The organism is Pseudalkalibacillus decolorationis (assembly GCF_024609785.1).
Lineage (GTDB): Bacteria > Bacillota > Bacilli > Bacillales > Fictibacillaceae > Pseudalkalibacillus > Pseudalkalibacillus decolorationis.
On sequence record NZ_JANHJQ010000011.1, the window covers coordinates 97,858 to 117,389 of the forward strand.

General features: G+C 40.2%; 14 protein-coding genes. 5 read left to right on the plus strand and 9 right to left on the minus strand.

Going from position 1 to position 19,532, the window contains the following annotated elements; all coding sequences use genetic code 11:
• Window position 1: 1 nt before the first annotated feature.
• On the minus strand, window positions 2–1,132 hold the full coding sequence (locus tag NON16_RS12310) for an ABC transporter ATP-binding protein (RefSeq protein WP_257349397.1): 1,131 nt from the start codon (window positions 1,130–1,132) through the stop codon (window positions 2–4).
• A 184-nt stretch (window positions 1,133–1,316) separates the two neighbouring features.
• Here NON16_RS12310 and NON16_RS12315 point away from each other — a divergent pair, with 184 nt between their 5' ends.
• Complete coding sequence (locus tag NON16_RS12315) at window positions 1,317–3,899, plus strand: transglycosylase domain-containing protein (protein WP_257349398.1); 2,583 nt, start codon at window positions 1,317–1,319, stop codon at window positions 3,897–3,899.
• A 144-nt stretch (window positions 3,900–4,043) separates the two neighbouring features.
• Here NON16_RS12315 and NON16_RS12320 read toward each other — a convergent pair whose 3' ends face one another.
• From NON16_RS12320 to hemE, 4 genes are all read right to left on the minus strand, one after another.
• Window positions 4,044–5,288, minus strand: a complete 1,245-nt coding sequence (locus tag NON16_RS12320; RefSeq protein WP_257349399.1) for an ATP-binding protein — start codon at window positions 5,286–5,288, stop codon at window positions 4,044–4,046.
• A gap of 644 nt (window positions 5,289–5,932) precedes the next feature.
• Complete coding sequence (hemY, locus tag NON16_RS12325; RefSeq protein WP_257349400.1) at window positions 5,933–7,327, minus strand: protoporphyrinogen oxidase; 1,395 nt, start codon at window positions 7,325–7,327, stop codon at window positions 5,933–5,935.
• Window positions 7,324–8,268, minus strand: coding sequence for a ferrochelatase (gene hemH / locus NON16_RS12330; protein ID WP_257349401.1), 945 nt, complete (start codon window positions 8,266–8,268; stop codon window positions 7,324–7,326). The genes hemY and hemH overlap by 4 nt, the downstream gene beginning before the upstream one ends.
• Before the next feature lie 18 nt (window positions 8,269–8,286).
• Entirely contained in the window at window positions 8,287–9,318 is a 1,032-nt protein-coding gene (hemE, locus tag NON16_RS12335; protein WP_257349403.1) for a uroporphyrinogen decarboxylase, read from the minus strand.
• A gap of 347 nt (window positions 9,319–9,665) precedes the next feature.
• Between hemE and NON16_RS12340 the strand changes: the two genes are divergently transcribed.
• Window positions 9,666–10,343 carry a hypothetical protein gene (locus NON16_RS12340; RefSeq protein ID WP_257349405.1) on the plus strand — a complete coding sequence of 226 codons (678 nt, stop codon included), beginning with the start codon at window positions 9,666–9,668 and terminating at the stop codon, window positions 10,341–10,343.
• Window positions 10,344–10,440: 97 nt separating this feature from the next.
• Here the strand turns inward: NON16_RS12340 and NON16_RS12345 are convergent, their stop codons facing one another.
• Together NON16_RS12345 and NON16_RS12350 are read right to left on the minus strand one after the other, a co-directional pair.
• On the minus strand, window positions 10,441–12,504 hold the full coding sequence (locus NON16_RS12345; RefSeq protein WP_257349407.1) for a methyl-accepting chemotaxis protein: 2,064 nt from the start codon (window positions 12,502–12,504) through the stop codon (window positions 10,441–10,443).
• Window positions 12,505–13,045: 541 nt separating this feature from the next.
• Window positions 13,046–15,184 carry a transglycosylase domain-containing protein gene (locus tag NON16_RS12350; protein ID WP_257349409.1) on the minus strand — a complete coding sequence of 713 codons (2,139 nt, stop codon included), beginning with the start codon at window positions 15,182–15,184 and terminating at the stop codon, window positions 13,046–13,048.
• A gap of 613 nt (window positions 15,185–15,797) precedes the next feature.
• Here NON16_RS12350 and NON16_RS12355 point away from each other — a divergent pair.
• Together NON16_RS12355 and NON16_RS12360 are read left to right on the plus strand one after the other, a co-directional pair.
• Window positions 15,798–16,307: an antibiotic biosynthesis monooxygenase family protein gene (locus NON16_RS12355; protein WP_257349411.1), complete on the plus strand. Its 510-nt coding sequence runs from the start codon at window positions 15,798–15,800 to the stop codon at window positions 16,305–16,307.
• Window positions 16,308–16,485: 178 nt separating this feature from the next.
• Window positions 16,486–17,391, plus strand: coding sequence for a diacylglycerol/lipid kinase family protein (locus tag NON16_RS12360; RefSeq protein WP_257349413.1), 906 nt, complete (start codon window positions 16,486–16,488; stop codon window positions 17,389–17,391).
• A 464-nt stretch (window positions 17,392–17,855) separates the two neighbouring features.
• Here the strand turns inward: NON16_RS12360 and NON16_RS12365 are convergent, their stop codons facing one another.
• Entirely contained in the window at window positions 17,856–18,191 is a 336-nt protein-coding gene (locus tag NON16_RS12365) for a DUF3243 domain-containing protein (protein WP_257349415.1), read from the minus strand.
• Window positions 18,192–18,206: 15 nt separating this feature from the next.
• Entirely contained in the window at window positions 18,207–18,740 is a 534-nt protein-coding gene (locus tag NON16_RS12370) for a type 1 glutamine amidotransferase domain-containing protein (RefSeq protein WP_257349417.1), read from the minus strand.
• Window positions 18,741–19,026: 286 nt separating this feature from the next.
• On the opposite strand from NON16_RS12370, the gene NON16_RS12375 reads away from it, so the two are divergent.
• On the plus strand, window positions 19,027–19,461 hold the full coding sequence (locus NON16_RS12375; RefSeq protein WP_257349419.1) for a ferritin-like domain-containing protein: 435 nt from the start codon (window positions 19,027–19,029) through the stop codon (window positions 19,459–19,461).
• Window positions 19,462–19,532: the final 71 nt, after the last annotated feature.

Consider the following 19,532-nt stretch of genomic DNA (forward strand, 5'->3'; position numbering starts at 1 on the left):
CTCACACCCTCTCTTCAGATTGTTGTTTCATTCCTGCAAGTCCCCTCATCATACTTGAACGTGTAATTAAGCCCACAAGACGGCCGTTATCCAGAACAGGGATGGTAGCCGGATTTTCTTTTGCAAATATTTCAGCAACTTCTGCATATGGTGTATCTATGGCTACCTTCGTTTTCACAGAAGTCATGATATCGATTACCTTCTTCGTTTCATCGGGATAATGTTGTTCAAGGTCATGAAGATAAAGGACTCCCTCTAATTCTCCATCACGATTCGTGACCATAAGGCTATTAACTGTCGTCTCCTTCATGACCTGTAAAGCTTCAGCAAGGCCCCGGTTCGCCTTAACGGTTGCTATACGTTCAAACATCAGAGACTCTGCTGTCTTCCCATTCGAATGTTTATTAAGACGTTCTTCACCGATGAATTCTTCTACAAACGTATTTTTCGGGTGACGCAGAATTTGGTCCGGAGTATCTAGCTGGATAATTTCACCGCCTTGCATAATGGCAATTCGATCAGCAATCTTAAGAGCTTCGTCCATATCATGTGTAACAAATACAATTGTCTTTTGTATGTTATCCTGAAGGGTGACCAGCTCATCCTGAAGTTGTTCTCTACTTATCGGGTCAAGCGCACTGAACGGCTCATCCATAAGTACGACTGGTGGTTCTGCCGCTAGGGCACGAATTACCCCAATCCGTTGCTGCTGCCCGCCACTAAGTTCAGATGGGTATCGTTTCTTAAATACTTCTGGTTCTAACCCAACAAGTTTCAATAGCTCATCGACACGCTTCATATATTTATCTTTTGACCATTTCTTTAGTTTCGGTACTAACGCTACATTTTCTTCGATCGTCATATGAGGAAACAAACCAATTTGTTGGATCACATATCCGATGTTTCTCCTCAAATCAACAGGATTTTGATCTTTAATATTTTTTCCATTAACATGAATTTCTCCTGAGGTCGGTTCTAACAATCGATTGATCATCATCATGGTTGTCGTCTTCCCACAACCACTTGGGCCTATTAATGTCAAAAGCTCACCTTTATGTACATGGAGATTAATATTTTTCAAGGCTTCAAAACCATCCTTGAAGGTTTTGCCTACCTTTTTAAATTCAATCATCTTGCTCCCCCTGTTCGAATAGAATCATCTTATATCTTTTTTAATTTACCCGTAATAGAATCAATTAAACGCGTTTAAATCATTGATAGATTTCAATCTGTTTATAGATCAAATGTTTATTAAATGGCGTCCGAGGGTACTTTTAGCAATAACAATTACTAATCTTTTGAAGGGTTGGATGGTTATGCCTTCACGGTTAACAAAACGGAAAACTAGGAAAAAACAACAAAAAAAGAATGGATACATAAAGGTTTTCCTAGCAACCTTTCTCGTTTTTCTACTTATACTCATTGCAGGTGGTATTACTGGTTTTGCACTAATTCAAGGTGCACCGCCGCTCGATCCAGATAAACTGAACAATCCTCAATCTTCAGCTATTTATGATATGAATGACAATAAGATAGTCGATTTGGCTGGGAAAGAGCATCGAATTAAAATACAAATAGATAATGTTCCGCAACATGTACAAGAAGCTTTTATCGCAACAGAGGATGCACGGTTCCGTGAACACTTTGGACTGGATCCTAAGCGTATCGCTGGTGCTGCTCTTGCAAATATTAAAGAAGGCTGGGGTGCTGAAGGCGGTAGTACGATCACACAACAAGTTATTAAGAATACTTATTTATCACCTGAAAAGACCCTTGAGCGAAAAGTACAAGAAGCCTATCTTGCTATTAAACTCGAACAAAAATATTCCAAAGATGAAATACTAGAAATGTACCTGAACAAAATTTACTTTGGGCATGGTGCCTATGGAATTGGCGCTGCGGCAGATGTTTATTTTGGTAAAAAGGTTGAGGAACTGACACTTGCAGAAGCATCCTTACTTGCGGGTCTTCCCCAACGTCCGAGTGGGTATGATCCCGTTAAATATCCTGAACGTGCTATAGAAAGAAGAAACATCGTTCTCTCTTTAATGGAACAGCATGGTTATATTTCAAGCAAAGAAGCTGAAAAAGCAAAAACTACACAGCTTGATAAACTCCTAGTAGATCAATCCGAAGGACCTAAGTATGAATCGTTTATCGATCAAGTTATTAACGATCTAACTGAAAAAGGCATTTCCGAGAAAGCCCTTTATACAGGAGGTCTGAAAATTTATACAACAATGGACACCGAAACACAAAAGTACACAGAGGAAGTACTTTCAACTAATAAACATGTAAAGTTTCCTAACGAAAAATTCAAAGCTGGAATTGTTCTTTTAGATACTAAAAGCGGTGCAATTCGTGCAATTGGTGGTAATCGAAATGGGAACGAATCTGATGTCAAAAGAGGATTCAATTACGCTACTGACACCCGCAGACAACCCGGTTCGACGATTAAACCGATACTCGCCTACGGACCTGCAATTGAATATAAACAGTGGTCAACGTATCATCAAATTAAGGATGAGGCACTCGAGATTAACGGAAAACAATTTCAAAACTGGGATCAAGAATACCATGGCATGATCTCAATGCGTGAAGCGCTTGTTAAATCTTACAACATCCCCGCAATTAAAGCATTCATGGAAGTTGAAAATGAGAAAGCAAAAGAATTTGCAGGTAGACTAGGAATTCCTTTGGACCACGCTTATCCATCCTATGCAATCGGCGGGTTCAAATATGGGGTTTCTCCTCTGCAAATGGCCGGCGCGTATGCAACGTTTGGCAATGAAGGAATGTACCATGACCCTTACACTGTACGGAAAGTCGTTTATCCGACAGGTAAAACAAAAGCATTTGAATCTAAAGGTGAAAAAGCTATGAATCAGTATACAGCTTACATGATTACAGACATGTTAAAAGACGTTGTTCGTAGCGGTACCGGTACTCGTGCCAATATCGACGGTCTTCCATTGGCAGGTAAAACTGGAACAACGAATCCACCTGAAGGGATTGAAGGTGGCTCAACAGATGCCTGGTTTGCCGGATACACAACACAATATACGGCTGCTGTTTGGACTGGATACGATAAAACAACACAAGAACAGTACGTTACAAACAAGGATTCAGTTATTTCACAAATTATTTTCAAAAAAGTGATGGCACATGTTTCTGATCGAAAGGAAACGAAAGATTTTGAAAAGCCTTCAACTGTAGTCGAAGTAGAAATTGATGAAAGAACTGGCAGAAAGGCTTCAGCCTCTACATCGCAGTCTAGCATTACAGAAGAGCTTTTCGTTAAAGGAACCGATTTACCGAATGCATATAACCCTGCCCCACCTAAGAAAGATAATGATTCAAACAAAGACGAAGATACTGAAAAGGGTACAGAGAAAAAAGAAAGCGAAAAAGAAAAACAAGATGCAAAAGAGAAAGATGAAAAGAAAAATAATGAAAAAGATGAAACAGAATCTGATGACAGTAATGAAAATGAGAATACTGAAGAAACTGGGGATTCAGAAGCGGATGATGGTTCAGCTAATGATGATGGAACTGGAGAGGCGGATGATGGTAACACTGGTGATAACTCAGGAGATGGGAATTCCGATGATGAAACAGATGGTTCCGGTGAAGGCTCAGGGGAGGGTGATTCCGGTGGAGACTCTGGAGACGGAACTGGGGGCGACGGCTCTGGAGGAGGCGACGATGGAGATACGGGTGGTGATGACTCTGGAGGAGATACTGGGGGAGGTTCTGATGAAGACTCAGGCTCTGGTGGAGGATCGGATAATGATACGGGTGATGACTCCGGTGGGGGAACAGGCACTACTTCCGACGACGATGATTCAACTGGATCTACAGAATCGTCCGGTTCGAGCGCAGACACGACTACTAGGTAACGAATGTAAGTAAAAGAGGCAGACTCAAAAGTTCTATTGAAAACTTTTGAGTCTGCCTATTACTATCTTCCGCCTTTAGGACCAAATCAAATGAAGTCAATTTTATGCTAAAGAGGTAGAACGCAAAACCTTGAAGTTACCCTGTCATTCACTTATCGGTAGCGTAATCGTAACGGTGGTGCCCTTATCCTTTACACTCTTATACTGGAGTACGCCACCCATATTACGAATCAAACGGTAGGTGATCATCGAACCTAGCCCTGTCCCTTTTGTTTTGGTTGTATAAAAGGGCAAACCGATCTTTTCTAGTTCCTCTCTAGTCATACCCTTCCCGTTATCCTCTATTGAAAGCGAGACTTCATCTGAATTCTTACTTTTAACTTTAATCCGGATGATGCCTTTCCCATCAATAGCTTCAATTCCATTTTTAATGATATTGATCAAGCATTGTTTAAAATGTTGTTCATGTGCTTTGACCATATAAGAAACGGTAATCTCCGTTTTTATTTCTACATTATGATAGGCACCAAGCGGTAACAACAGATTGATTGTATCCTCTACTACTTCTCGTAGGTTAAGCTTACCAAGCTCAATACTACCAGGTTTTACTAGAGTTAAATAGTCGGTGATGATTTTATTGCTTCGGTCAAGCTCATCAATTAACAATGGAGCATACCGCTTGAGCTGTTTATCTGTTGTATCACTAGACAGGAATTGGAGCATACCACGTATTGTCGTTAGTGGGTTCCTTATTTCATGTGCAATAGAAGCTGCCATTTGGCCGAGCACTGACAATTTCCCTAAATAGATTGTTTCGTCCAACTCTATATTGATTCTAATTAAGCGGTCAATCAAAATAACCATTAAAAAGTATGTAAGATAAAACGGTATAAAATATGCCAGGTAAAAATAGGTAGGAAGAAAATCAAGATATGTATTAATGATCATAAGATAGAATAGAAAAAATAAGAATCCAGCTATAAGGGCCGGCTTCCATTTCTTGTTTGCCTCAGAAAACGACCGAGAATAGCCGAATGCGATCAATAAAGCAATTACCGTAATTAATACACCAACCCATGCATATTCCCCACCAATCCAGAGACGTCCCATACTAATAACAAACGCACAAATTGCACCTGGAACAATACCGGCATAGAGGGTAACGACGATGAGAGGGACTGTACGTAGATCAAAGACCGTCGTACGGAAGGTTTCAATTGGGTAGACCATACATAATACCGCAGCAATTGAACTAAGTAATCCGAAGACAAGTTGCTTCTTCAAAGTTAGTTCATCATTGTCTCGAAAAGGATAAACCATGTTTGCTAAAAAAGCTAAAGAGACGATTAACGAAATATTTACTACGATTGGTTTGATTATATCAGCCATATGAAATCCCTCAACTATTCTAAGACTTTACCAGTTATTAGCAATAATCTTTACAATAGTTCTATTATACCAGAATAAATGCTTTCCGTTTACCACAAATCGACATCATTCGGCATGTACAATGAAACATTAAATCGGTTGGAAATCGAATGAAAGGGTTGTTTGCGATTAATTGCCTCTATTTTATATTTAGGCTGTTGTAAATCTGAAGTTTGGTTGATTAGCTCTGAGTATTGTTGGTAAACCTTGAATTGAGCTGATAAGTTCTGAATCCGGATGAATTAGCTAATATCCGGACGATTAATCTTATATATGGATGAATTACTCAATATCCGGACGATTAATCCTGAATCCGGATGAATTACTCGATATCTGGACGATTAATCTTATATACGGATGAATTACTCGATATCTGGACGATTAATCTTATATACGGATGAATTACTCAATATCCAGACAATAAATCAACATCCGAACATCAAAAAATAGTCTTTCTTCCTATTTTTTGTACAAAGCGGAATGTTTTCCGCTTTGATCCGATCATTTCTTTGATGCTCTAGCGATTCTGCTACTGGGGAGCATAAAAGTACATCTAAATATCAGGTTTTCGAATATCCTATCTAGTAGTTTTTGAATTGCTTTCCTCATCTACCTATTAATCCCTCGATTGCTTTCCTTGCTGCCTGTTCCCCAGACTGAATACAATCAGGTAAACCAATCCCATCAAATGAAGCACCCGCCAACTGTATCCTTGGGTATTTTTCATCAAGTATCTTTTCAAGTTGTTCTCTTTTTTCTTTATGACCTACAAGATATTGAGGCATCGCATGCTTCCATCTCGTTACATAATAAAATTCAGGTCGATCCTTAATATTCATAATCTGCTTCAAATCAGTCATTACCGCATCAAGAATTGCTTCATCATCTTTGTCAACGATAGACTGGTCATCTGCTTTTCCAACATAGCAGCGTAGCAAGAAATACCCATCTGGTGTCGTATGCGGCCACTTTTTATTCGTCCATGTGCACGCTGTAATCGTATAGGAAGATGATTTCTTGGAGACGACAAACCCAGTTCCGTTCAGATCATTCGGTACTAAAGCTTCAGGAAATGCCATTGCAATTGTTGCAACAGAGGTGGCAGGTGCACTTTGTAGCTGGGACTGGATCTCCTTATCAAACAATGTAGCAGCCTTCAACGCAGGTATTGTAAATATAACCTGATCCGCTTCGATTGTGCTCCCATCTTCAAGTCCTACATGATAAACCTCGTTGTTTTTTTCAAACGCGGTAACAGGACTGTTTTTCCGAATGTGTACTTTATCAGTCATTTGAAGTTCTAGTGCCTCCACTAACGAAGATAACCCACTCTTCAACGTAAGGAAAACACCTTTTGTTGATTTAGGCTGTTTCTTTGGTCGAGTCTTTTTCATACCGAGAATTAGGCTTCGATGCTGCTCCTCCACTTGTTGAAATTGTGGGAAAGTCGATTGTAGGCTAAGTCGGTCTATGTTACCTGCGTAAATACCCGATAACAACGGTTCAATCAAGTGGTCGACGACCTCGTCGCCTAATCTTCTTCTGAAGAATGTACCGACTGCTTGGTCCCCTTCAACCTTTTTTGCCGGTAAAAAAAGATCCATTCCAGCCCTAGCCTTCCCGGGTAATGTAAACAACCCACTTTTTATGAAAGGACTCACTTCTGTCGGCACACCCATAACTGCTCCTTCAGGGATTGGGTGAAGGCTCCCACTATGGAGAATATAAGCTTGACCCGTGCGGTTATTCACAAGATCACCTGCAAGCCCGACCTCTTCAATCAGTTCACTCATACTTTTTTTCCTAGCTAAAAACGAATCTGGTCCACGTTCGATTACAAAACCATCTCGATATTCCGTTTGGATCTTACCACCTAGACGATCCCCTGCTTCCAAAAGTGTCACACTCGCATCTAATTGATGTTGTTGAATTTCCCTTTGTAAATAAAAAGCGGCGGAAAGACCAGTGATCCCTCCACCCACAATGACAATTCGTTTCATAATCGGTCACGGCTTTCGAGTTTATTCGAGACAACACGTGCAAGGCATTCGATAAATTCAGGTTTTGCATTCGGCATCTCCGGTCGATAATAATTAGCGCCTAATCGATCAGTCACAACTTTACACTCGTAATCATTATCATATAAAACCTCAAGGTGTTCTGCTACAAAACCTACTGGGCAGTATATAAAATGATGATAACCCGCTTGTTCGAATAAATCCTGAGTCAAATCTTGTACATCAGGTCCAATCCATGGATCTGGCGTATTCCCTGCACTCTGCCACCCGATTGTGTAATTAGGGATCCCTGCTTCTTTTGCAATCAAATCGGCAGTTTCCTGTAATTGATCCGGGTAAGGGTCTGCCATTTGAATGATCTTCTGCGGAAGACTATGTGCAGAAAAGATAACTACAGTCCGCTCATGCTCAGATTTAGAGATTTGTTTAAATGTTTGTTTCACCTTATTCGCCCAATAGGATATATATCCTGGCTCATTATACCAGCTGTCTACGGGAGTTATGTTAAGTCCACCAAGCTTTTCAGCCTCTTCAATTGCTCGGCCATTATAGGACTTTACAGAGAAAGTAGAATAATGAGGAGCAAGAACGATGCTGATCGCTTCTTTAATCCCGTCTTTATGCATTTGACGGACCGCATCCTCTATGAATGGGTTAATATGCTTAAGTCCAAGATACGATTTGAATTCAATATCATCATGCATCTCATTCATAGCGTCTTCAAGCTTTTGTGTCTGTTCAGCTGTGATTTTTGCCAGTGGTGACACTCCGCCAATTGCTTCATACCGATCTTTTAAATCCTGCAATTCATCAGGCGCTGGCTTTCTACCTCTTCTTATATGTGTATAGTATGGTTCTATTTCCTCAGGACTTCTCGGTGTCCCATAGGCCATAACCAAAATTCCCATTTTACGTTTTGCCAATTTCATCACCCCGTCTTATTATTTCGACGAATATTCGTGGACAAACGCTGTTAAACGCTTTAATGTATCCGGGTTAACCTCTGGAAAGACGCCATGCCCAAGGTTAAAAATAAACTTGGAAGATTCCATCCCTTGGTCCAATATTTCCTTTGTCCGTTCTTTTATTACATCCCAAGGAGCTAGAAGGATTGCCGGCTCTAGGTTTCCTTGAACCGTCTTTTCGATACCGATCGATCTTGCTTCTTTAATCGGCAGTCTCCAATCGAGTCCAACAACATCTATAGGAAGTTCATTCCACTCATTCGCAAGGTGGCTTGCTCCAACACCGAACATGATCAATGGAACGTTCTCTCCTTTTAATTCTGAGAAAATCCTTGCCATTACTGGTTTAATAAATATGCGATAATCAGCTACATTTAGAGCACCAACCCACGAATCGAAAATTTGAATGGCTTGTGCGCCTGCTTTAATTTGCGATTTCACGTATCGAATAATCGTATCAGCCAGCTTGTCCATTAAGGCAAACCATGCTTCAGGCTCAGAATACATAAACGCTTTCGTCTTATAGTAATTCTTTGATGGTCCACCCTCAATCATATAGCTAGCTAATGTAAAAGGTGCACCTGAGAAACTGATTAACGGGACGGAAAGCTGTTCTCGTAACAGTTTAATTGTATCCAATACATACGGTACATCTTGCTCGGGATCAATTTCTCCCAAACGATCTACATCCGACTTTGATTGAATCGGATTGTCGATAACAGGACCAATGCCCGACTTAATTTCAACATCCACCCCAATTGCAGGCAGTGGCGTCATAATATCTTTATAGAGAATTGCAGCATCAACATCGTACTGCTCGACGGGTAAACGCGTCACATCAGCACAAACTTCTGGTCGATGTGTAATATCAAATAAGGAGTATTTTTCCTTTAATTTACGATATTCAGGTTGTGAACGTCCTGCCTGTCTCATATACCAAACCGGTACGTGTGTTACCTCTTCACCTCGGCAAGCACGCAAGAATTGATCGTTAAATCCTTTTCCCATTTATAATCACCTTTCATCTCTTACCTACGATCATTTATTTTAGTCTCACATCATTGTAAAATAAAAAAGATTTGTTGTCATATGTCATCCAAGATTATTCGACTTTTCGACACAGATTATAACCATTATTAACTATACTAGTCTGTTTATTAAAAGTATACAATCGCGCTTCAACTGTCATAAATTAGTCGTAATTCCAAAGGCTTAGTATCCTAATTGGAAATAAATATGGTACTGTATAGGTTGAACATTAATTTCATTCATCCACACATTTTAAAAACCTTAAACGAAAGAATGAAAGTGGAGTTAGACAGATAGAAACTCCATTAGGTAAGGAGAGAAATTAAATGAGGTATAGAGAATCGAAACAATCAAAATGGTATAAAACTGGGGCAATCTTCTTTATTGGTTATGGCCTAGTGTATTTACTTGTCTTTATTAAACGATTATTCTTTTCGGATTTAACGATTGATGGCATATCCAGTCTCTATATGCATGATTTAGAATCGTCCTATATTTTCAGCATTATTGTTGGAACAATCATTTTTATGTTTGTTTATAACAAACTGCAATTACGACAGAAGGAGCGTATTTTATTTGATCAGCTTCCGAACCTGTTTATGCTGAGAATGATTTTATATACATGTCTATACTTCCTAATTATCCTGTCGTTACTCGGAATTCATCTTGTTGTAACGACGATGTTCATTCATAAGACTGGTGGCTCCTTAAATTTATCGTATACATTATTTTATTGGGCAGTCGTTATTCTATCTGTTAATCGAATTAGTCAATTCTTTAAAATTGAATCAAAACGGAAAAAACAATTGATGATCCTTCCGTTTTTTTTGTTTTATTTAATCGTTCTGATCATGTATGATTTCGAGCCCGCATATCAGCTCGTCTTTCAGTTCATTGGAAATGGACTTGTGATTTTAATGCTTGGAATGTATTTAGTTGAAAAATATTTAAATAAACACAATAAAAGTAGAGGTAAAGAGAAGGATCCATCCGAAATAGAGTAAGAAAAGAAGGGGAACGGCTTTAATTGACGTTCCCCATCTTATATTAGGACTTTAAAAATAGATGTAATGTCTAGCTAGCTTCCATTCTACTATATTCTTAACTCTTCTCATTATTTACGATTTGTATGTCTGTTCCGTTCTCCTGTTCTACCACCGTAAATTGTTTGATCAATTCCATTAATTGGCCACTTGCTTCACTTAATGCTTCTGCCGATTCACCAACTGTCTCCAGTGCTCGTTGTTGTTCATCAGTTGATGCACTAACCTCTTCAGATGACGCTGCAGCTTGCTGTGCAACTGCTGATATGTTTTGGATGGATTCCATGACAGCCTCTTTATGACCATTCATTTTATCTACATCCGCACCAATCGAATCGATGAATAAGACCATTTGTTTCATAGATTCACCTAACATAATAAACGCACTTTCCGTATCCCCTACTGCCTCATTCTGTTCATTAGAGATGGCTTTTGTATGATCCATTTCCACTCCGACCCGCTTGGATTCCGTTTCGATCCCTTTCAAGATAGTCTTAACTCGCTCTGTTGCAACAGAGGACTGTTCTGCTAGTTTCCGGACTTCATTGGCAACAACAGCAAATCCCCTTCCGCTCTCTCCCGCTCTAGCAGCTTCAATTCCTGCATTCAATGCAAGTAAGTTCGTCTTTTCAGAAATCTCATTTATCGTTAAAATTACTTCTTCTACTTCCTTAATCTTCTCATTAAGATCGTAAAAAACACCTTCAACAGAAGTTAGTACTTTATTGGATTCATCATTTTTGGAACGCAATGTTGCAACCTGTTCCATCCCTTTTTCATTTGCTGTTTCCGCTGTTGCTGACAACTGTTTCATAGAACGAGCTTGCAGATTAACCTTCTCGATTTCTTCTGATAGATTCACAGCACGATTTAGTGTCGATTCAACATCAGAAGCCTGTTGAGTTGATCCACTAGCAATGTCTGTTACGGCACGTGCAACTTCTTCACTTGATGCAATCGTTTCTTCTGCAACTGCACTTAAGTTTTCCGATGATGCTGTTACCTGATAGGAAGACGACTGTACAGATTGGATTAAATTACGCATTTTATCTACCATTACGTTAAAGTGAGCCGTTAGCTCCCCAATCTCATCTTTACTTTTACTCTTAACCTTAACAGTTAGATCACCTACTGCTACCCGATTGACCTGGTCTCTTAATTGCTTGACAGGCTTTGTGATACTTCGTGCGATAAAATAACTAACACCAATTGACACAATCACGATCACGAGCGCAATAAGTAAGATACTATTACGAATATCTCTAGCTTCCTGAGTTAAAGCACTCTTTGGAAAAGAAGTGCCGACCTTCCAGCCAGTCAATTCGATTGTGTCAAAGTAAAGGAGTCTATCCTTTTTCTTTTCAGTGTAATTAATTTCCCCGTCTTTAGACCCTGATTTATACATTTTTTCGGCATATTCATATTTTTCTAATAGCTGTTCTCCCTTAAGTTCCGGATGTACCATTGCCATTCCGGACTGATCGAGTAAGAACGCGTAACCGTCGTATTGGACAGATGTACTTGAAACAACTGCTGCGAGGTTATTCAAACTTATATCCATCGCAACTACACCAATGACCTCATCTGTTTTCGGATCAAGTACGGTTTTTGCTGCTGTCAGTACATACTCTCCAGAAGCCGCATCTTCATAAGGTTTAGTCCAGGTTACTTTCTCATTATCTTTCATCGCGCTTTTATACCAAGGGCGGCTGGTTGGATCATAGTCATCAGGTAAATCGAGAACTGGAGTGGTGTCCATTTGTTTCGAAGTACTTGCTGTATACAAAAACCCGACGTTTTTGTTCAGTGTTAAATAATTTGAAAAATCCTTATCTAATACATCCCATGTTGTTTTTCTTGATTCTTCTCCTGCATTCGTTGCTTTTAAATGGTCAATGACCCGATTATCATCGCTATATCGATTCAACGTCTGGTCTATGTTATCTAGATATAAAGAAATCTGACTCGACATTTGATCCACCATTGATAAGGTTTGTACTTCTACGTTACCTTCGATCGTGTCACTCACCTGTGAATAAGTTAGTAAAGCAACCAGAAATAATGATACGGCTAAAAGAATTGCCATTACAAGCATCAATTTACTTTGTAGCTTTTTGAACAATTTTCTCCCCCCAATTAGAAAAGCGTAAGCGCCCTGTTCTACCCCGAAGGTCACTGGAAGGCCACCGAGGAGGCTCGGTCCAAACAAGTTCGGCCCTGCGTGGGAATACACATGATGTAAGTCAGCGTGTTGCCGCCGCAGGGGACTGAAGTGATCCAAGGGGTTGGGCGCTGAAGCTAGACATTACATCCATGAACAATAGTACTCCCTTACCCAGTAACAAAAACACGCTGTCCTTCTAACTATCGACACAGTTTGAAAATAGTTTATTCCCATGTAAAGAAAACTTGGCTAACGCCAAGCCTTAGCGCAGGCGATCGCCTTAGTTGCGCTTATACTATAGAAAGTATTTTTTATACTTTCTTAACGTGTGAAGAAAACTTGGCTAGCGCCAAGCCTTAGCGCTGGCGATCGCCTTAGTTGCGCTTATACTATAGAAAGTATTTTTATACTTTCTTAACGTGCAAAAGAACTGACTCAAACGCAGTGAAAAAGCGTAAGCAATCAGTTCTTTTTACATGTATTTATCAAGCATTTCTCTTCAATTAAAAGCGGATGTTGATATAGTGTTAGATGGTTCCCCATCTTTTTTTGTAAGGGGATTATATGGAACTACATAAAACTCTGGGAATGTGAATAATTTTGGCGACACCACCGTATAACTACCTTCCCCAATGACTGTATCCACCTTTTCAGGACCGTCCTCTGTGTTTATATAAATTTTGTACATAAGCCGCTCATCCTCTGATGCGGTCCATGTCAATTCCACACCAGGCACTCCAAAACGGCTGAATGCAAATTGAGCACTCAAATCGTCAATCGCCACCATTTCAATTGGTGGCTCTAGGTCTTTAACCCCTTTTGGTTTTTGAAATGCCAGCTTCTGCTGCTCCGGAATTTCCTTCAGAATGTCTTTAAACATAACCGTTGGATCAGAGCTTGAACCTTCCATGTACCGTTGTTTTGTCGTCCGATCATACCCTATCCAAACAGCACCAACTGCCTTTGGGGTATATCCAGCAAACCATAAATCTTTATTTGCTCCATCTACTTGCTCAAAAGTTGTTGTCCCTGTTTTTCCTGCAAGGTCAGTGTTAACATCCCCCTTCTTACCAGTACCGTCTGTCATCACTGAACGAAGCATTTTTGTCATATACCAAGCCGTTTGTTTGGAAAAAACCTTTTTTTCTTTTGGATTTGTCTCTTCTATTAATTTGCCATCTCGATCATAGATCGCTTGAATAAAATAGGGTTCAACACGACTACCTTCATTTGCGAATGCTGAAAATGCACTTGCAATCTGCAATGGAGAAACACCCTTATCCAATCCACCAAGAGCTACCCCAAGCTGTCGCTCATTGACGTCCATTCCGAGTTTTTGTAAATACTCTAGTGACCTCGACATTCCGATCTTATTCAATAACCAAACAGCGGGTGCATTAATTGAATCAACAATCGCCTCATACATAGATACAGTACCTTGATAATTTCCATCGTAGTTTTCCGGAGTGTATCCACCGTAATCAAGGCGTTCATCTTTCAATAGTGAATAGGGCTCCCACTTCTTCATCTCAAGTGCAGGACCATAGACAGCAAGGGGTTTAAACGTGGAACCGGGTTGTCGTTTCGCTGTTACTCGATTAAAGCCTTGTCGCACATAGTCGCGACCTCCTTGAACTGCAAGTACTCCGCCTTTATTAGGATCCATCAATACAAACGCACCTTGTGGAGAGACACTCTTGTCACTGCCATTAAAGTACGTATCATTTTGGAATGCTTTATAAGATGTTTTCTGTGCAGCAGGATTCATAGGTACTGCGATTTTGTATCCACCTTTCAAGACCTCCATCGATGAAAGCGAGTATCTCTTCTTCGCTTCATCTAAAACCATATCGATATAAGTTAAGTAAGCGGGATTCTTCTCTAACCGATGAACATGAAGAGAGATCGTCTTCCCTTGTGCCCTAACCGCTTGTTCAGCACTAATAAAGTCAACATCTGCCATGAGTGAGAGTACTAGATCTCGTCTTTTTTTACTTTTTTCCGGGTGATCAATGGGTGAATACCCGTTCGGTGCTTTTGGAAGCCCAGCCAAGAGTGCCCCTTCCTCGAGTGTTAGTTCCCCCACCTCTTTATCAAAAAATAATTTAGAAGCGGACTGAATCCCATAGGCACCATGTCCAAAATAGATTTGGTTCAAGTACATCTCCAATATTTCTTTCTTCGTATACTTTCGTTCTAGATTGATTGCAATAATTGCTTCCTTCGTTTTTCTTAACCACGTCTTATCGTGTGATAGAAAAATATTCTTAGCAAGCTGTTGGGTAATCGTGCTTCCCCCTTCAACCTTGCCTCCTGCCAAAATATCTTTATACAGTGCACGTCCTATCGCCTGATAATCGATTCCAGAGTGATCATAAAACCGACGATCCTCTACCGCAATAAACGCCTGTTGAACATGCTCAGGTATGTCTTCAATCTCGACAAGCTCACGATTTTGCGCATACAACTTTGTAATGACGTCCCCTTTATCATCTACAAGAGTGGTTGCAGAGCTCATCACAAGATCTTTTTCATCAATGACATAATTCCCGGCAAAAATAATTCCCATATAACCGAGTAATGACAAAAATATAAGTGCTATCGCCGCGATAATAATGCGCGTTGTTCGTTTTTTCACAACGCAACAACTCCTTATTTATATAAGTACGTGTTCAAAAGGAGGACAAAAAGAGCCGTAATATTTGAAGTTCAACTAAATTCGTAACGTCCTGTTACAATTAAGGAAGATCAATTAAAAACGTTACATCCTGTAACAACATTGATCTGATTCACATCCTGTGAACCCAACTGACTCACATCGTGTGAGCCCGAGGCGCGAAAATCTTGAGAACCGGAACGACGAGCGGTACTTGCATAAATACTACGAGTTGTACCGAGGAAGCTTACATCCAAGAATACGCTTGTAGACGCAGGTACATATGGAACTTCGACTTAGTACTTCACGTCCTGTGCAAGTCCACAGAGATCGAGCACAAGAATATTCTACGGAAGCGATACCTCGCACACCGGAATACTCCTTTTCCAAGCAACGAAGAAATTCGACAGCTATTTTTACCGGACTTTTTGAACAACTTCTTTAAAATCCTTTACCACCTTAACCAAACTTTACGTGTATTTCCAGCTTTTAGTTTCGTTTAGTATTTCACGAAATTGGGTAAATCATGAATAAATCTCATTTTGTTCATAATAAGTTGAGAAAATGTTTTTGAAAATGGAAAGGACGGATAAATATGAACTATCATATTGCTTATGGAACGGATGATTACTTGAAGGATTACATGGAAAAACACCAAAACGAAGAAGGAAAATTCTATTTACTCGAACACTCTGGAGACGCGATGCTCATACATAAAACCACCGGAGATAGCGTTTTCGAATCAGGACATACGTATGAAGCGATTGAGGAATCCGGGAGCTTTGAAAATGCTGGGTATGCCGTGTTTAACAATATTCCGGTGTCCATTGAAGGGAGGCCGTTGTTTGAAGATCGATTTAAAGAACGTGCAGGACTTGTTGAAAAAGAACCGGGTTGTGAAGGTCTTGCTATTCTTCGACCGCTAGATACAGAAACATATGTGATTGCAACGATGTGGAAGGACGAACGAGATTTTGAAGCATGGAGATCATCATCCTCCTATGAAAAAGCTCATAAAGAACGTGATACTAGCAATGCCTTACCGCAATCTGTATTCTCTGGAAAGCCCTACTTAAAAACCTATAATTTAATAGCTTCGAGTTAAGAAAAGCGGAAGCGCCCTGTTAAGGTGTGACAAGCGCTGGAGATTCTGCAACATAACACGCCTTTTGTGTTTGTGGAAGAATCGAAGCGACCTCGAACACCTGGGCGCTGCAGCTAGACATCGCATCTATGCCGCAAACTTTTATACTTTCTTTACTCATAAAAAAAAGGAAGTGAAGATGATGTTGAGAATAGAACGAGTTGAAGTTGTGCTAAACCCCAAAGCCGGTAACGATAAACTTCATAAACAATTAGACCAAATACTTGCTACTCTTGAGCATCATTTTCCATTTGTGAATTTATACAAAACACAAGACCAGGGTGATGCCGCACGTCGAATTGAACAAATAGGAGAAGATGTTGACCTTGTTATTGGTGCGGGTGGAGATGGGACGATCTATGAATTAATCAATGCTCTTGCACCGCTTGATAAAAGGCCAGCATTCGGAATTATCCCTGCAGGTACATGTAATGATTTTTCAAGAGCACTCGGAATTTCACAGAACCCTTTAATTGCTACAGAACAAATTTGCGAGCAACAATTCAGAGCAATTGATGTTGGAAAATGCGAACATCAGTATTTTTTAAATTTCTGGGGAATCGGTCTTATCACAGATGTATCAACCAATATTGATCCTAAAGTGAAGGAAAGCCTCGGACGGCTTTCCTATTACTTAAGTGTTTTTCAAACGGTCAATGAAGAGAAACCGTTTCACCTCCGGATTGAATCAAAGGAATGCAGCTATGAAGGGGATGCTTCGATGGTACTTGTCGGAAACGGTCCATTTACTGGTGGCATACGCGCCTTCTTCCCAGGGTCTGATATTGAGGACGGTAAATTGGAAGTGCTTGTTGTCGAATCAAGTCGTCTGCAGACTTTTTGGGATATACTCCGGGCTAAGGTGATGAACAATGTTCCAAACAACGAGGGAATATTATACTTTCAAACGGAAGAGGTTTCAATAAAAACAAAGCCACAGAGAACCATCGATTGTGACGGAGAACGCACCTTTCAGACACCTTCAACGATTTCCATATTACCAGCACATATTAACGTCGCGGTTGGAGAATATCCCGTTAAATAACGGAGCAAAAACATAGACAGACGTGTAGTTGAGATGTTTTCCTCCACGCGAGCTTCTCTTGGATAAAAAGATGGTCCACTTTGTACTACTGTGGACCATCTTTTTTCACAAGTAAAGAAAGTATAACTTTTTGATGCATAGATGTAATGTCTAGTTGCAGCGCCCAGGTGTTCGAGGTCGCTTCGATTCTTTCCACAAACACAAAAAGCGTGTTATGTTGCAGAATCTCCAGCGCTTGTACCACAGGCATAAGGGCAACTAAGGTAATCGCCTTAGCGTTTACCAAGTTTTCTTTATCACACCTGAACAGGGCGCTTCCGCTTTTCTATGATGTCTAGCTCCAGCACCCAGCCACTTGGATAACTTCAGACCTCCTGCGGCGGCGACAGCCTCCTCGTCGGTCTTCCAGTGACCTTCGTGGCTAGACAGGGCGCTTGCGCTTTTCTTAAAGTCTATCTATTCTGTTAACCCACCATTCGAACGAGCATATGAGCGAGCATGTGCTGCTGTTCTTTATTCCCTGCGTGCCAGAGCTCGTGTAGCAATTTCTCTTCACGGTTTCTCGGATCTTCATTTTCAGCAAGGTAGGATGCTACTTTTTCCGCCGCTTGCGCTAATTTCTCCTCTGACATTCCCATCTTTTCACCTAGTCGAACTCGTTTACCTAGATATTCTTTAAATGAATCAAAGTTTTGCAGAATATCGTCTCGTTCTTCAGCTGGAATCCGGTTTACTGTTGAAGATACTTCATCAACATGGACCTTTTCATCTTTATCAACCATATGATTTTTTTCATTCATATCTATTTCCTCCTATTATTTTCTGATATGCATCTTTACATATTTTAAAATTTTCTTTGTCTCTTCAATAAATGCTGGAAGATCATCAGGCTCTCGACTCGTAACGAGGTTTCCGCCACAAACAACAACGGGCTCATCAAATACATTGGCACCAGCAAGTTTCAGATCCATTTGTATTGATTTATAGCCTGTAATGTTACGACCCTTTAATACGTCTGCTGTGATTAAGAGTTGCGGCCCATGGCAAATAGCAAAAATCGGTTTGTTTCTATAAACGAACTTTTTTGCGAATTCTACAAAACGATCATCTGCCCTTAAAATATCTGGGGAAAAGCCACCTGGTATGAACAAAGCATCGTTGTCATTTTCATCAGCCTGGTCAATTGTTTGATCAACTTTCACGGTCGCTTTACCCTGTTTTCCAGTCACCTCATTCTTCTCTGTGCCAATAACGGATAATTCATGCCCTGCCTCCTTATATACATGAGCAGGATCGGTATACTCCACATCTTCAAACATATCAGTCAAAACTACTGCAATTTTACTCATCTCTCTGTTTCACAACCCTTCTAAAGAACTTGGCAAAGCCAAAGCCTTTGGCGCCGGCTGAGCCTTAGTTGCGCTTATACTATAGAAAGTATTTTTATACTTTCTTAACGTGTTAAAAATGGGACTGGTTGTCCTTTTCCCGATATCGTTAAGGTTAAACCTATGAACCAGTCACAAGAGAATGGATCAAGGTCCCAATAATTAATTAGGTTTATTATCAAAAAGGAACGGGTACATTATATACGGGACATCAGAATACTTTTTAGTTGGAAAGGATGAAGTAAAAATGGACAAAGAACTACAAGAACTAATTGATGGATTAAACGAAGACCTTGCTCACGAATATTCGGCAGTAATCATGTATACGTATAATGCTGCTGTCGTTTCAGGAATGTATCGACAGGTGCTAAAGCCCTTCTTCCAAGATGAAATTGCTGATGAACAAAGTCACGCATTATACTTATCTGAAAAAATAAGTACACTAGGTGGTAATCCAACGACTACCCCTGCAGAAGTAAAGCAGCTTACAGACGTTCGACAAATGATTGAGGAAGCACGTAAATCTGAAAAAGAAACGATTGAGCGTTATGAGCAAAGAAAAGAACAAGCTGCAAACCTGAAAATGACGGAACTTGTGGTTAAGTTAGAAGACTTAATCGCAGACGAAACTCATCATATGGAAGAAATGGGTCACTTACTGAACGACCCTCGTTTATCATAAGTAATTGAGCACCCCCCTAATTTATATAAATGGGACTGACCTAAGACATCTAGAAAAACCGATGTTAAGTC

What these genes read in the sequence shown, in the direction of transcription:
- NON16_RS12310 (WP_257349397.1), bottom strand. Translation starts at nt 1,132, where the DNA reads ATGATTGAATTTAAAAAGGTAGGCAAAACCTTCAAGGATGGTTTTGAA.
- NON16_RS12315 (WP_257349398.1), top strand. Translation starts at nt 1,317, where the DNA reads ATGCCTTCACGGTTAACAAAACGGAAAACTAGGAAAAAACAACAAAAA.
- NON16_RS12320 (WP_257349399.1), bottom strand. Translation starts at nt 5,288, where the DNA reads ATGGCTGATATAATCAAACCAATCGTAGTAAATATTTCGTTAATCGTC.
- hemY (WP_257349400.1), bottom strand. Translation starts at nt 7,327, where the DNA reads ATGAAACGAATTGTCATTGTGGGTGGAGGGATCACTGGTCTTTCCGCC.
- hemE (WP_257349403.1), bottom strand. Translation starts at nt 9,318, where the DNA reads ATGGGAAAAGGATTTAACGATCAATTCTTGCGTGCTTGCCGAGGTGAA.
- NON16_RS12340 (WP_257349405.1), top strand. Translation starts at nt 9,666, where the DNA reads ATGAGGTATAGAGAATCGAAACAATCAAAATGGTATAAAACTGGGGCA.
- NON16_RS12355 (WP_257349411.1), top strand. Translation starts at nt 15,798, where the DNA reads ATGAACTATCATATTGCTTATGGAACGGATGATTACTTGAAGGATTAC.
- NON16_RS12360 (WP_257349413.1), top strand. Translation starts at nt 16,486, where the DNA reads ATGATGTTGAGAATAGAACGAGTTGAAGTTGTGCTAAACCCCAAAGCC.
- NON16_RS12365 (WP_257349415.1), bottom strand. Translation starts at nt 18,191, where the DNA reads ATGAATGAAAAAAATCATATGGTTGATAAAGATGAAAAGGTCCATGTT.
- NON16_RS12370 (WP_257349417.1), bottom strand. Translation starts at nt 18,740, where the DNA reads ATGAGTAAAATTGCAGTAGTTTTGACTGATATGTTTGAAGATGTGGAG.
- NON16_RS12375 (WP_257349419.1), top strand. Translation starts at nt 19,027, where the DNA reads ATGGACAAAGAACTACAAGAACTAATTGATGGATTAAACGAAGACCTT.